The 13,424-nt window shown below is 73.3% G+C and carries 15 protein-coding genes; 10 read left to right on the top strand and 5 right to left on the bottom strand.

All coding sequences use genetic code 11. The features are described from left to right. Window positions 1–126: 126 nt before the first annotated feature. Together COUCH_RS27340 and COUCH_RS27335 are read left to right on the top strand one after the other, a co-directional pair. Window positions 127–1,332, top strand: coding sequence for a PQQ-like beta-propeller repeat protein (locus COUCH_RS27340; protein WP_249608082.1), 1,206 nt, complete (start codon window positions 127–129; stop codon window positions 1,330–1,332). 93 nt (window positions 1,333–1,425) lie between these two features. Further along, on the top strand, window positions 1,426–2,661 hold the full coding sequence (locus tag COUCH_RS27335; RefSeq protein ID WP_249608081.1) for a cysteine desulfurase-like protein: 1,236 nt from the start codon (window positions 1,426–1,428) through the stop codon (window positions 2,659–2,661). A 3-nt stretch (window positions 2,662–2,664) separates the two neighbouring features. Here the strand turns inward: COUCH_RS27335 and COUCH_RS27330 are convergent, their stop codons facing one another. Then, window positions 2,665–3,078: a PPOX class F420-dependent oxidoreductase gene (locus COUCH_RS27330; RefSeq protein ID WP_249608080.1), complete on the bottom strand. Its 414-nt coding sequence runs from the start codon at window positions 3,076–3,078 to the stop codon at window positions 2,665–2,667. Between the two features lie 104 nt (window positions 3,079–3,182). On the opposite strand from COUCH_RS27330, the gene COUCH_RS27325 reads away from it, so the two are divergent. Continuing rightward, window positions 3,183–4,541, top strand: a complete 1,359-nt coding sequence (locus COUCH_RS27325) for an AfsR/SARP family transcriptional regulator (RefSeq protein WP_249608079.1) — start codon at window positions 3,183–3,185, stop codon at window positions 4,539–4,541. 49 nt (window positions 4,542–4,590) lie between these two features. Here COUCH_RS27325 and COUCH_RS27320 read toward each other — a convergent pair whose 3' ends face one another. Then, window positions 4,591–6,258 carry a hypothetical protein gene (locus COUCH_RS27320; RefSeq protein ID WP_249608078.1) on the bottom strand — a complete coding sequence of 556 codons (1,668 nt, stop codon included), beginning with the start codon at window positions 6,256–6,258 and terminating at the stop codon, window positions 4,591–4,593. A 120-nt stretch (window positions 6,259–6,378) separates the two neighbouring features. Between COUCH_RS27320 and COUCH_RS27315 the strand changes: the two genes are divergently transcribed. Together COUCH_RS27315 and pdxY are read left to right on the top strand one after the other, a co-directional pair. Beyond that, window positions 6,379–7,758, top strand: coding sequence for a family 43 glycosylhydrolase (locus COUCH_RS27315; protein ID WP_249608077.1), 1,380 nt, complete (start codon window positions 6,379–6,381; stop codon window positions 7,756–7,758). 65 nt (window positions 7,759–7,823) lie between these two features. Further along, window positions 7,824–8,675 carry a pyridoxal kinase PdxY gene (gene pdxY / locus COUCH_RS27310; protein ID WP_249608076.1) on the top strand — a complete coding sequence of 284 codons (852 nt, stop codon included), beginning with the start codon at window positions 7,824–7,826 and terminating at the stop codon, window positions 8,673–8,675. Between the two features lie 14 nt (window positions 8,676–8,689). On the opposite strand, the gene COUCH_RS27305 is transcribed toward pdxY, so the two are convergent. Together COUCH_RS27305 and COUCH_RS27300 are read right to left on the bottom strand one after the other, a co-directional pair. Next, the gene (locus COUCH_RS27305) at window positions 8,690–9,328 is read right to left on the bottom strand and encodes a response regulator (RefSeq protein WP_249608075.1); all 639 of its coding nucleotides are present in this window, start codon (window positions 9,326–9,328) and stop codon (window positions 8,690–8,692) included. After that, a complete protein-coding gene (locus COUCH_RS27300; RefSeq protein WP_249608074.1) occupies window positions 9,325–10,482 on the bottom strand; it encodes a sensor histidine kinase in 1,158 nt (385 codons plus the stop codon). Before COUCH_RS27300 ends, COUCH_RS27305 begins: the two co-directional genes overlap by 4 nt. Before the next feature lie 135 nt (window positions 10,483–10,617). Here COUCH_RS27300 and COUCH_RS27295 point away from each other — a divergent pair, with 135 nt between their 5' ends. From COUCH_RS27295 to COUCH_RS27275, 5 genes are all read left to right on the top strand, one after another. After that, window positions 10,618–10,992 (top strand): hypothetical protein, encoded by a 375-nt coding sequence (locus tag COUCH_RS27295; RefSeq protein WP_249608073.1) that lies wholly within the window; start codon window positions 10,618–10,620, stop codon window positions 10,990–10,992. Between the two features lie 31 nt (window positions 10,993–11,023). Continuing rightward, window positions 11,024–11,515, top strand: a complete 492-nt coding sequence (locus tag COUCH_RS27290; RefSeq protein WP_249608072.1) for a hypothetical protein — start codon at window positions 11,024–11,026, stop codon at window positions 11,513–11,515. Then, complete coding sequence (locus COUCH_RS27285; protein ID WP_249608071.1) at window positions 11,515–11,805, top strand: helix-turn-helix transcriptional regulator; 291 nt, start codon at window positions 11,515–11,517, stop codon at window positions 11,803–11,805. Before COUCH_RS27290 ends, COUCH_RS27285 begins: the two co-directional genes overlap by 1 nt. A 69-nt stretch (window positions 11,806–11,874) precedes the next feature. Beyond that, window positions 11,875–12,153 (top strand): RNA helicase domain-containing protein, encoded by a 279-nt coding sequence (locus COUCH_RS27280; RefSeq protein WP_249608070.1) that lies wholly within the window; start codon window positions 11,875–11,877, stop codon window positions 12,151–12,153. Window positions 12,154–12,253: 100 nt separating this feature from the next. Continuing rightward, window positions 12,254–12,496, top strand: a complete 243-nt coding sequence (locus COUCH_RS27275) for a hypothetical protein (RefSeq protein WP_249608069.1) — start codon at window positions 12,254–12,256, stop codon at window positions 12,494–12,496. Here COUCH_RS27275 and COUCH_RS27270 read toward each other — a convergent pair. Beyond that, a complete protein-coding gene (locus COUCH_RS27270; RefSeq protein ID WP_249608068.1) occupies window positions 12,488–13,420 on the bottom strand; it encodes a DMT family transporter in 933 nt (310 codons plus the stop codon). The genes COUCH_RS27275 and COUCH_RS27270 overlap by 9 nt on opposite strands. Window positions 13,421–13,424 lie beyond the last annotated feature (4 nt).

The following is a 13,424-nucleotide window of genomic DNA, read 5'->3' as shown; positions in this document are numbered from 1 at the left end:
CCCATGTGGACGACCCCCGTCCAGCCGCCCCACCACCCACCCACCTCCCGACTGAAGGCTGCCCCGTTAGGGCGGACGTCGGGCGTTTTCCGAATGCGGGGTTTTCGGCTGCTTTACCGTCGCCGCATGTTTTCAGCCTCGATTGCGCGCTATGCCCTGCCGCGGCGGCGCCACCTCGGTGCGGTGCTCGCCGGCGTGCTCGCCGTGACGGCCGCGCCCACGGCCTCCATGGCCGCCACCCCGCTGGTGTCCGCCAAGCCGGCGCCCTCGGTGACCTTCGACGGGCTCGTGTACGCCACCGCGTACGCCGGTTCCACCGTGTACGTGGCCGGCAGCTTCCGGAACGCCGTCGTCGACGGGCGGTCGGTGCCCCGCAAGCGGCTGGCCGCCCTCAACGCCCGTACCGGCGAGCTGCTGCCCTGGGCGCCGGCGACCAACGGCACCGTCTTCGGGCTCACCGCGTTCGACAAGTCGCTCTACATCACCGGCAAGTTCACCACGGTCGGTGACCAGGCTCGCGGCGGCCTGGCCAGTGTCGACCTGCGCACCGGCGCGGTCGGCGCCCTGCGGCACACGGTCACGGGTGAGGGCCACGCGCTGGCCGCGGGCGGCGGACGGCTGTTCCTCGGCGGGTCGATCAGCGCCGTCGACGCGAAGACGCGACGCAACCTCGCGGCCTTCGACCTGACCACCGGCGCGCTGGACACCGCGTTCGCCGGGGGCGCCGACGGCCAGGTGAGAGCGCTGACCGTGGCCGGTTCCCGGCTGTACGCCGGCGGTGGCTTCAAGAGCCTCAACGGCGCGGCGGGCAGCGTACGGCTCGCCGCCCTCCGGCTCGCAGACGGGCAGGTCGACACGTCGTTCCGGCCGGTCACGCCGTACACCGTCATGGCGATCACCGTCGCGTCCGACAAGGTGTACGCGGGACTCGCCGGGCCCGGTGGGCGGGTGGCCGCGTACCGGCCGGACGGGCAGCTGGTCTGGAGCACGGTCACGGACGGCGACGTGCAGGCGATCACCCACCTGGGCTCCGCGGTGTACGCCGGCGGCCACTTCACCGTCGCCTGCACCGTACCGTCGCGCACCGCGACCTCGTGGTGCCCGACCACCCTGCGCAGCCAGCCGAAGCTGATGGCCCTCGACGCGGGCACCGGCTCGCTGCTGCCCTGGAACCCGAAGAGCAACGGCAGGTGGGGGGTCCTCGGCATGGACGTCCACCCGGCCCTCGGCAGGATCGCGGTGGGCGGCGAGTTCACGGCGTTCGGCGGCGTCAGCCGTCCCCACTTCGCCCAGTTCACCACGCCCTGCTCGTACGGATGCGCCGTCCGCTGACACCCGTAGCGGCTGTCACGGGGCGGTGCCGGGGACCCGGTGCCGCCCCGTCGGCGTTGCAGGAAACCAGCGTCGACGCGAGGATCGGACCACATGAGCGACAGCACGCACCGCACGACGGCAGGAGCCGAGTTGGACGTCGCGCGGATCCGAGCCCACTTCCCGGCGCTCGCGCAGGGTGCCGCCCACTTCGACGGGCCCGGCGGCTCCCAGACGCCCGACGTCGTCGCGGACGCCATCCGGGACACGCTGCTCAGCCCGCTGGCCAACCGGGGGACCACCACCGCCGCCGAGCGCAACGCCGAGCGGGCCGTCACGCAGTGCCGCGCCGCGCTCGCCGACCTGCTCCGCACCACCGCGGACAGCGTGATCGTCGGGCGCAGCATGACGGCGCTGACCTTCGACATGTCCCGGATGCTCGCCGCGCAGTGGTCGCCGGGTGACGAGATCGTGGTGTCCCGGCTGGACCACGACGCGAACGTCCGGCCCTGGGTGATCGCCGCCGAGCGCGCGGGGGTGACGGTCCGCTGGATGGACTTCGACGTCCGCACCGGCGAGCTGACGGTCGACGCGCTGCACCGGCAGCTCAGCGGGCGCACCAGGCTGGTCGCCGTCACGGCCGCCTCCAACCTCATCGGCACCATGCCCGACATCCCGGCGTTCGCCGACGCGGCCCACGACGCCGGCGCCCGGCTGTACGTCGACGGCGTGCACTACACGGCCCACACCCTGGTGGACGTCGGAGCGCTGAAGGCCGACTTCTTCGCGTGCTCGCCGTACAAGTTCCTCGGGCCGCACTGCGGGGTGGTCACCGGCCGGCCGGAGCTCCTCGAGGAGTTGCGCCCGGACAAGCTGCTGCCGTCGCCGGACCGGGTCCCGGAGCGCTTCGAGCTCGGCACGCTGCCGTACGAGCTCATGGCCGGAACGACCGCCGCCGTCACCTTCCTCGCCGGCCTGGCGGGTGCGGACGGCTCCCGCCGGCAGCGGCTCGAAGCCGGCATGGCGCTGGTCGAACGCCACGAGGACCGCCTGCGCGCCCGGATCGAGGACGGCCTGTCGCGCCTGCCCGGCGTCACCGTCCACTCCCGCGCGCGCCGGCGCACCCCGACGCTGCTGGTCACCTTCGACGGCGTCGAGCCGGCCGCCGTCAGCACGTTCCTGGCCGGCCGCGGCGTCAACGCCCCGGCCGGATCGTTCTACGCCCACGAGACCGCCGAGCAGCTCGGCCTGGGCAAGCCGGGCGGCCTGCGCATCGGCCTCGCCCCGTACAACGACGACGCCGACGTCGACCGGCTGCTCACCGCGCTCGACGACTACTTCACCGGGTAGCGATCAGCCCTCGGTGGCGACGACCGTGCCGTTCTTGACGGCGACGAACTTCTCCGGGCGGATCGTCATGATGACCCGAACGTCGGCGTCGGGGATGGGGTAGACCATCCCGTAGCGCTCCTGCAGCGAGCGGTAGAACGAGGCTTGCTCGTCGTCGTCGGTGACGTCCTCGAGCACGCCCCGGATCTCCAGGAAGCGGTACGGGTCCCGCGGGTCGGCGATGGACAGCGCGACCCGGGGCTCGTTCGCCAGGTTGCGGAACTTCTGCCGGGTCTTGGTGTGCGTCATGCGGATACGGTCGCCGTCCCAGGCGAACCACATGACGCTCGATTGCGGCGACCCGTCCGGCCGGACCGTGGCCAGGTGCGCGAACGTCGGCTCGTCCAGAAGATCGGCATGACTCTGCGGTGGCTTCACCCCTCCACCATCGCACGCCGCGCCGCGCCGCCGGGCGCTGATACCGGGTGTCCGATAGTCAACGCTGCGCATCGACGCCCGCCGACGGATGCCAGGGTCGAAGCGTGGAGATCCTCGTACTGGGACCCCTGACCGTCCGGCACGGTGGACGCGACGTCGTCGTTCCCGCCGCGAAGGCCCGCGCCGTGCTGGCGTGCCTGGTGGTGCAGTCCGGCCGGCTCGTCTCGCCGGAGGCTCTCGGCGCCGAGGTCTGGCCCGGCGGTCCGCCGGCGACCGCCACGAACACCCTGCAGACGTACGTGTCCCAGCTGCGCCGGCTGCTGGAACCCGAGCGCAGGTCAGGGGACAAGCCGCGGGTGCTGCGCTCGGTGCCCGGCGGGTACCTGCTCGCCCTGGCACCGGACCAGCTGGACAGCCGCCGGTTCGAGGAGGCGGTGCGCCGGGCCCGGACGGCGCTGGAGGCGCACGAGTACGACAAGGCCGCGGACCTGCTGCACGCGGCGCTGGGCTGGTGGCGGGGGCCGGCGTACGGCAACGTGCCCGGCGACGAGGTGGCGCGGGAGGCGGCGCGGCTGGAGGAGTGCCGGCTGGCGGCCACCGAGCTGCGGATCGAGGCGGATCTGGCGCTCGGCCGGCACGCGGAGGTGGTGGGGGAGCTCGAGCGGCTGGTGGCGGCGAACCCGTGGCGGGAGGAGCCGGTGGCGCAGCTGATGCTGGCCCTGTACCGCTCGCACCGGCAGGCCGACGCGCTCGGCGTGTACCGCGCGGCCCGAGCCCGGCTGGTCGACGAGTTGGGTGTCGAGCCCGGGCCGGCGCTGCACCGGCTGGAGCAGCGCATCCTGCGCCAGGATCCCGGGCTCGAGCTCGGTGGCGCGCCGCCCGCGGTGCCGTCGCCCCCGGTGGTCCAGCCGAAGACGGTGGCACAGGCAGCGGGTCGCCGTCCGTGGGGGCGGATTGCTGCTGTGGCCGTACCTGTATTGGCGGTTGCGGCCGTCGCCGCTGTCGGCGTGGGTCGCGGCACGACGCCTCAGGCGGCGCCGGCGGGCGGGGTGTTCTCGCAGTTCGAGGTGGCCGTGCGGCCCGGCATCGGCTACGACCTCGACATCCCGGCCGGGATGCCCAGCGACTGGCATGCCACCAACAACCCGCGCTCGCCGGATTACGATCACCTGGATCTGTACCGCACCAGCGCGGCGGCGCCGCACGATCAGATCTCCGGCGTCGACCTGACCAACACCAACGCGTTCAACGCCGTGCACGCGGTCAACCGCGGCGATCCGCCGGACGTCTGCCGGGGGCTGCCCCGGCAGGGCGGTGGCAACGTCCGGCTGGCCGGGCTGTCCGCCGGCGCCGAGGTGTGCGTGCGCACGCACGCCGGCCGCTGGGCGTTGCTCACCGTGCTGCGGATGCCCGACAGCCGGCAGGCGGTCCTGCCGTTGCACGTCACCGTGCTCAACGACTGAGGTCCCGCCGGTGCCCCGGTCCGGGCGCCGGCGGGATCCGGGTATGCCCTCAGCAGGTCCGCTGGGCCACGCACGGGTCGAGCACCCGCAGGTGGCTCCACACCGCCGTGGTCCAGTCGAGCGCCGGATCGGGGTCGCCGGGCCGGTTGTAGAGCTTCGCCACGTACGAGGTCACGCCGTCGGCGGTGTACGGCTCCCAGTTCGCCTGCCCGTACGCGAGCCACGGGTCGGGCTTGCCGAACGCGGTGTACTGATTGCCCGACTCGGACTCGATGGCGAAGAGGTTCTGGGATCCGGTGTCGCCGAAGTACATGCCGTACTCGGCCATGGCCCGCAGGAACACCTTCTTCCACGGCTGCACCGGCAGCGCGTCGATCTGCTGCGGGGTCAGGTCGAGCTGGAGCAGCGCGCCCATCGGCGGGGCGTCCACGGTGTTCGCGCAGGCCTGGCCCTTGCCGCGGGCGGGGTACACGAAGGTGCCGTTGTCACAGTCGATGACGATGTTGAGCGCGTGGTCGATGCGGCCGGACTGCAGTTCCTCGGCGCGTACCCGGCCGGCCAGCCCGGCGAAGTGCGCGGCCGTGCCGTGTCCGACGCCACCGCTGGGCTCGCAGTTGGTGCCGTCCGCCGGGACGCCGGGGGAGCACTCGCCGACCACGCGGGAGCGACCGCCGAAGGAGATCTGCAGGGTGCCGCCGGGCGCGGGCAGGCCGCTGCCGCGCACCTGCCACATGTCGTACGACCATCCGGTGCTCTGATCCACCACGGTCAGGTGCCGGTCGGCCCCGGCCGGCGCGGACCAGCCACCCTCCGGTGCGGCCCGGGCCGGGATGCGCACGCTCATGCCGTCGATGGTGCAGGTGCCGCCGTACGACAGGCAGTCGACGACGTACGACGGGTCGCCGGGCTGCGCGTAGTACGTGGGTTCGCCGCCGAGCCCGCGCGGGTCCGCGGTGATGTGCCCGGGGTAGTCACGCGCGGAGATGTCGCCCAGGATCCGCGCCTTGATCGCGTCGGAGCGCTGCTGGCTGCCGCCGATGGGCCGCGGGTTCGCGGGGAGCCGGGTGTTGAAGGGGCTGCCCGCCTCGAACGGCCGCCAGCACGCCGGTGGCCAGGCGCCCGGTCCGAAGGAGCCCCACGCCGGGGTGCAGGACGAGCCGGGGGTCACCGTGGCGGCGGCGTACGCGGCCCGTACGTTGCTGTCGCCGCCGCCCGAGGTGGTGAACCGCAGCCGGAGGTCGTCGAGATCGGCCTGGGAGATCCCGGTCGCGGCGACCGAACGCCAGGTGAAGCCGGCGCCCGCCGGGACCGTGGTGCCGGCCAGCGTCCGGCCGGCCGTCACGATCTCGACCCGCAGCTGGGTGGTGCTCCCGGTGTTCGCGTAGAACCAGCCGGCCACGGAGGCCGTGCCGCCGGCCAGCGAGGTGGTCGCGAGCGTGACCTCGGTACGCCGGCCGGCCCCGCTCGCGTAGATGTAGTCGGCCGCGGAGACGGACGCCGGCTGCACGACGGCGTCGTCGAGCGCGGACCACGCCGGGCCGGAGGTGCCGCTGCTCCACTCCCGGACGATGTCGCCGTCGGGACGCAGCACGATCTCGGCGGCGGCCGCGGCCCCGGCCGATGTGCCCGGTGGCGCGGCGGCGGCGGGCGGGGCGAGGGCGGTGGAGGCGAGCAGGACAGCCGCGGCCAGGGCGATGGGACGGTGCGAGGGTGTCACGGGAACCTCCGTGCCGTAGGAAGCGGAGTGCTCCCTCCACCCTGGTCACGGCGCTGGAGGGGCGCTGAAGAACGCGGTGAGCCATGATGAAGCACCTTTACCGACCTCGATGGAGAACACATGAGACTGTTCCGTGGCCGGCGCGGCCCCCTGCGTCCGGCGGCCGCCGCCACCGCCGTCCTCGCCCTGGTCGCCGGCCTGCTCACCGCCACGGCAGCGCCGTCGGCCGCCGTCGCCTCCGGGCCGGTCATCGACCAGAACTTCGCCGACCCGGACGTCATGAAGGTGGGCCGCACCTACTACGCGTACGCCACCAACAGCGACGGGCGGAACATCAAGTGGGCCACCTCCACCGACCTCGTCAGCTGGACCGTGCAGGCGAGCGACGCGCTCCCGGCCCTGGGAGCGTGGGCTGACCCGGCCTGGTCGTTCCCGCCCGGCGGGTCCGGTGACCACGGGGTCTGGGCGCCCGAGGTGTTCGCCACCGGGCCCCGCAGCTTCGTCATGTGGTACACGGCGCACGACCGCGCCTCCGGCAAGCAGTGCATCGGCGCCGCCACCGCCACCGCGCCCGGTGGCCCGTTCGTCCCCCGCGACACGTCGCTGGTCTGCACCCCGGAGACCGGTGGCGTGATCGACGCGTCCTCGTACGCCGAGAACGGGCGCCGCTACATGCTGTGGAAGAACGACGGCAACTGCTGTGCCCAGGACACCTGGCTGCACCTGCAGCAGGTCACTGCCGACGGGCTGCGCCGCACCGGCGCCGAAACCGAACTGATCAAGCAGAACAAGCCGTTCGAGGGCACGCTCGTCGAGGCGCCGACGTTGTGGAAGCACGGCGGCACGTACGTGCTGTTCTACTCCGCCAACTTCTTCGGGAACGGCAGCTACGTGAGCAGCTACGCCACGTCGACGCGGCTGCGCGGGCCGTACACCAAGGCGGCCGCGCCGCTGATGACCACCGACGCCTTCGCCGGCACCGTCCGCGGACCCGGCGGCCAGGACATCGTGGCCGGCCCGGACGGCGACCGGATCGTCTTCCACGGCTGGGACCCGACCTTCACCTACCGGGCGATGTACACCCAGCGGCTCGACTGGCAGGGCGGCCGCCCCATCGTCGAGGGCGCCAAGGTCCGGTACGAGGCCGAGGACGCCGCCTTCACCCGCGCCAACGCCCGGTACGCCGCCGGCGGCGCGAGCAACGGCGTCGTGGTGGGCGGTATCGACTTCGACGACAGCCGGGTGACCTTCACCGTCTACGTGCCCCGGGCCGGCGCCTACCGGCTCTACACGCGCTACGCCAACGGGTCCGACGCGGGCGCCGCCAGCCACACCCTGACCGTCAACGGCGCCGCCGCCGGCACCGTGGACTACCCGTTCACCGGCTGGGACAACTGGCAGGTCAGCGAGCGTACGGTGACCCTCGTGGCGGGGACCAACACCATCTCGTACGGCAAGGGCGCGAACTTCGCGGAGCTCGACGCGATCGACGTCGCCTGAGCCGCCCGTCACGGCCCGGCGGGGAATCCTGCCGGGCCGGGCGGGCCGCCCTCTACGCTGGCGTGATGAAGGTTCTGTCGATCCAGTCGGCGGTCGCCCACGGCCACGTCGGCAATTCCGCGGCCGTCTTCCCGCTGCAGCGCATCGGCGTCGAGGTCATCCCGGTCTACACGGTGAACTTCTCCAACCACACCGGGTACGGCGCCTGGCGCGGGCCGCTGATCCCGCCGCCGGACGTGGCCGAGGTGCTGCTCGGTGTGGAGGAGCGGGGAGTGTTCCCGCAGATCGACGCCGTGCTCTCCGGCTACCAGGGCGGGGTGGGCATCGGTGACGTCATCGTCGACGCCGTCCGCCGGGTGAAGGCCGCCAACCCGTCGGCGCTGTACGCGTGCGACCCGGTCATGGGCAACGCCAAGTCCGGATGCTTCGTCGCGCCGGAGATCCCCGACCTGCTCCGCGACCGGGTCGTGCCGGTGGCCGACATCATCACGCCCAACCAGTTCGAGCTGGGGTACCTCACGGGCACCGAGCCGGCGGACCTCGAGTCGACCCTCGCCTCCGCCGACCTCGCCCGGGCCGCGGGACCGTCGACCGTGCTGGTCACGAGCGTGGAGCGGCCCAACCGCGACGCGGGCACGATCGAGATGCTCGTCGTGGACCCCGCAGGCGCGTGGCTGGTGAGCACCCCGCACCTGCCGTTCAAGGCGAACGGGTCGGGCGACGTCACGGCCGCGCTGTTCACCGCCCATTACGTCGCGACCCGGGACGCGGCGGTGGCGCTGGAGCGTACGGCCTCGAGCGTCTTCGACCTGATCGAGACGACGTACCGCTCCGGTGAGCGGGAGCTGCGGCTGGTGCAGGCGCAGGAGTTCTACGCCTCGCCGCGGATGCAGTTCAAGGCCGAACAGGTGCGCTGAGCCCTGCTTCCCGGTCACCCGCCGAGGCCGTGCCGGTAGGCGTAGGCGACGGCCTGCGCGCGGTCACGGGCGCCGATCTTCGCGAACAGGTGGTTGACGTGGCTCTTCACCGTCGCCTCGCTGACCGTCAGGCGGCCGGCGATCTCGCCGTTGGACAACCCGCCGGCCATCAGCGACAGCACCTCGGCCTCGCGCGGGGTGAGGCCGTCCGGGAACTCCGGCCGCTGCGCCGGTTCGCCGGCGATCGCGTCGATGAGGTGCCGCTGGACGGCCGGGTCGATGACGGCGTGGTCGTCGAGGACCTGCCGCAGCGCCTCGTGGATCTGCTCGCCGCCGGCGTCCTTGGTGAGATAGCCGCGGGCGCCGGCCCGCAACGCGTCGAGCACCGACCGGTCGTCGGAGTACGTGGTCAGCACCACCACCTTGACCTCGGGAGCCTCGGCGCGCAGCCGCCGCGTGGCCTCGACCCCGTCGCACCGCGGCATCCGCAGGTCCATCAGCACCACGTCGGGGCGTACGGCCAGGGCCAGGGTGACCGCCTCGGTCCCGTCGGCGGCCGCACCGACCACCTCGACGCCCGCCATCAGGCCCAGCACCATGCCCAGCCCCTCGCGGATCACCCGCTGGTCGTCGGCGATCAGCACCCGGATCACGCCGGCACCGCCAGTTCGACGCGGAAGCCCCGGCCGGTCGAGCCCGCGACGAGGGTGCCGCCGAGCAGCTCGGCCCGTTCGCGCATCCCGGTCAGGCCGTACCCGTCCGTCCCGCCGGGAGCCGCGGGCGGGTGGTCGGCGAAGTCCTCGACGGTCAGGCGGGTGGCCGCCGGTTCGTAGGAGAGGCGCATCGACACCCGCGTGGGCGTTGCGTGCCTGCGGACGTTGGTCAGAGCCTCCTGCGCCACCCGGTACAGGGCCAGCCGCGCCTGCGATCCGAGCGGGTGCGGCTCCCCGGAGACCGTGAAGTCGCACGGCACGGCGTGGTCGCGGGTGAACTCCTCCGCCAGCGCGGCCAGCCGGTCCGGCCCGGGCAGGTCGTCGTCGCGCAGCAGGCCGATGGCGCGGCGAGCCTCGTCGAGGCCGCTGCGGGCGAGGTGGTGGGCGCGGTCGACGATCACGGGCAGGCGCGGGTCGGCCGGGGCCGCGGCGGCCAGCATGCGGGCGCCCTCCAACTGCAGCAGCAGCCCGGACAGGGAGTGGGCGAGCACGTCGTGCATCTCCCGGGCCAGCCGCTGGCGCTCGGCCAGCCCGGCGGCCCGCGCCACCGCCGCCTGGCCGGCTTCGAGCTCGGTGAGCAGGCGCTTGGTCTCGGCCTGCGCCTCGGCCAGCCGGAACGCCAGGTACATCAGTCCGAAGAGGACGGCGAAGCCGGCGAGCACGGCCAGGTACCCGAAGCCCTGCCCGGTGATCGAAGCCGCCATCTCGAGCACGACGAACGCGGCGATCAGGGCGGGGACGGCTATGCGTACGGGCATCAGCCGCGTCGCCGCGCACAGCACCGCGACCAGCACCGCCACGGAGCCCGGGCCGCCCGGCTGGAGCACCACCAGCGTCACCGAGCCGGCCAGCATCGCCGCGACGGCGAGCACGTGCGCCGGCCGGACGGGCAGCTCGGCGGTCGCGTTGCGGCCGAACACGCCTGCCACGAACACGGCGGTGGCCAGCAGGACGGTCAACCGCTTGCCGGTGGGCCCGAATCCGGGGTCCGCGGTGGCCGCGGCCCAGACGAACCAGGCGAGCATCAGCGGTGTCAGCACCTGCATCCACCGGACGACCCGGGTGCGGGTCAGCGCGGGCTCCTCGGTCTGCACCCTTCGAACCTAGAGGCCCGCCGCCCGGCCGGCATCGGCGCACGGGTGGAGGCGCGGGTGCACCCGGGGGTGGAGACGGGATGTCGGTCCCCGCGCCGATGTGTCCCCGCGGCCGGAAAACGCAGGCTGAGCGGCATGAGAAACGACCACCTGCCCACCGTTGTCAAGCTGCTGTCCGCCTTCCTGGTGATCAGCGTCGCCACCGTCGTCGCCGTGGTGTTCATGCGCCACGACCCGGACCTGGTCACCACGGCCGTCTGGATCCGTACACCCCTGGTCGCGACGAGCGCTGTGGTGCTGCTGGTGTTCGCCCGCCGCGCCGCCGCCGGTCACCGTCCCTCGTTACGCCGGCTGCGCATCGTCTCGGCGGTGGTGCTGGCCGCGATCGTCGCCGTCGTCGCCTGGCCGGGCGCCTTCCCGGCCTGGCTGCGCGTCGAGCAGGCCGTCTGCGGGCTCTTCCTTCTCAGCGTCGTGGTCCGGACGAACCTCCGGAAGGTCAAGTCCTCTTGACGTAAAGAGAACTTGACACCATGATGGACGCATGACGACGACAATTCTTGACCGGGTCGTCCGCTGGAACCTCGATCCCGGCGGCGACCTCTACGGCGACGAGCGCGAGCGCCTGCGCTGGTACGAAGGCATGACGACGGCGGCTTCACTGCACGGGATCCTGTTGCCGTGGGCCGCCGCTGTCATGGTCTGGGCGCTGGGCAGGCCGTCCGTGCTGCCGCTCTCGGTGATGCTGGCGGCGCTGTGGGTGCCCCTGATGACCGCGACGCTGTACGTGCGGCGCCGGCAGGTCGACACCACCCCGCGCACGTGGAGTGCCAAGCGCATCATCCTGCTCCTGGCCACCGTCACGCCGTACGCCGTCTTCGTGGTCGGCGCGCGGTACGTGACCGATCCCGACGACTCGTCGTGGCTCGGCTCGGCCGGCGGCGGCGTCGTCGGCGCGCTGCTGGGCATCGCCGTCACGATCGTGAAAGGCCGCCGCCGTGCCCGGCAGGAGGCCCTGGCGGGGGACGAGGACTGATGACGCCCGTCTCCGGCCCCGTCCGCTCCCCGGAAGCGGACGGCGCTGCGGGCGCCCGCATCCGCGCCGCCCGCAAGGACGTCGGCCTGACCCAGCAGAGCCTCGCCGCCACCGTCCAGGTGAGCCGTCAGACCATCATCGCCATGGAGACCGGCGACTACGCCCCGTCGGTCTACCTGGCCATCAAGGTCGCGAAGGCCCTGCGGTCCTCGGTGGAGGCGCTCTGGGACACCCCTAGGGACGCCCCTGCTCCGGCGGAGACGCCGGGTGATCGAGGGAGGGGTGGTTGACGACGTGGCGGCCGGTCGACCGTCGGTCCGGCCGGCGCCGTCGCCACCGGCGTCGGCCGGGCGGAGCAGATGCAGCGACGCCGCGGTCCCGTCCCGGGTGATCAGCTGCGGGATGTCCTCGCCGGGAATGCCCTCCAGCAGCAGCGTGGCCACCCCGAGCTCTCGGTGCGCTGGCTGCACGGTGCGGGTGGCCAGGGCAAATCGCGGCTGGCGGCGCAGCTGGCCGACGAGTTCGGCGGCTCCGGCTGGCTGGTGGTCGACGCGATGCACGCCATGGACACGTACCCGCCGGCGGAGGGCAGCCAGGATCGGCACAGAACGCGGCGCCCTGTTCCGGGCCGCTCGTGACGGTTTCGCACGGCACTACCCGCCCGCGCCCGGACAAGCGGAGGTCAGCCCGCCCGAGGCCCTGACGACGGCGGAGTTCGGCCTCACCCTGGCGATCCTCATGGCGGCGCTGGTGGCCGTCGACGCACGGCACCGCGGTCGCGAGGCGCCCGGCAACCTGCTCGGGCTCACGAGGTACCTGCTGGGCCGGGAGTACGAGAACGCCGCCGGTGCCGTCATCCAGGCCCGCAGCAGCTCCAGGTCGGTCTCCCGGCCGGTGAACTCGACGGTCCCGGCCCGGAAGTCGAGCATCCGGCTGGGTTGTGCCCGCAACCACGCGGCATGGTCGTCGATGTCAGGGTAGCGGCGCGGACGGCGAAAATCCGTCCGCCGGAGTCCGGTCTGCGGATGGAACCGGGACCGGCGCGCGGTGGTCCGCCTCCACGCGCTGGCCGTAGTACGTGCCGCCGAGGACCAGCGCGATGCCGGCGACGGCGACCGCGGTCAGGTGCTCGCCGCCGAGGCCCACCCCGATCAGCACCGCCCACACCGGCTCCGTACCCAGCAGCAGGCTCGCGCGTGCCGCGGACGTACGCCGGATCGCCCACAGTTGCACCAGGAACGCGAAAACGCTGCAGCCCAGCGCCAGGTACAGCACACCGAGCCAGTGACCCGGCCCGAAGGCCCGTACCGCCGCCGGCAGGCCGGGCGCGGCGAGCAGGGTGAACAGGGCCGCGCCGACCGCGGTCTGCAGCCAGGTGAGCGTCACCGTGTCGTACCGCCGGCTGTCCGTCAGCCGCCCGGACAGCGTGACGTGGACCGTGCGGACGACGGCGGCGGCGAGCATCAGGGCGTCACCGGCCGTCGGCGCGCGCAGCCCCGGGCCGGCGACGAGCAGGACCACGCCGGCCACCGCCACTGTCGCGGCCGCGAAGAACCGAGGCGGCAGCCACTGCCGTCGTACGGCGCCCTCGAGCGCCGGCGTCAGCAGGATCGTCAGGCTGATCAGCACCCCGGCATTGGTCGCGCTGGTCAGCGACACCCCGTACGTCTCCAGCACCAGCACCGCCGCCTGGGTGAGGCCCAGCAGCGTCCCGGTCCGCAGCTCGGCCGGGCTGGGCCGGCGCACGGCCATGGCAGGCGCCAGCGCGATCGCCGAGACGAGGAAGCGCAGCGCCAGCACGGCCAGCACCCCACCGGCCAGGACGAGGGTCTGGGCGGCCAGATAGCTGCTGCCCCACACCACCGCCACGATCAGCAGTAACAGATCGCTGCGGCGTATCGACATGCTT

It is taken from the genome of Couchioplanes caeruleus, from assembly GCF_023499255.1.
Lineage (GTDB): Bacteria > Actinomycetota > Actinomycetes > Mycobacteriales > Micromonosporaceae > Actinoplanes > Actinoplanes caeruleus_A.
This window is presented reverse-complemented; position numbering and strand designations above follow the sequence as displayed.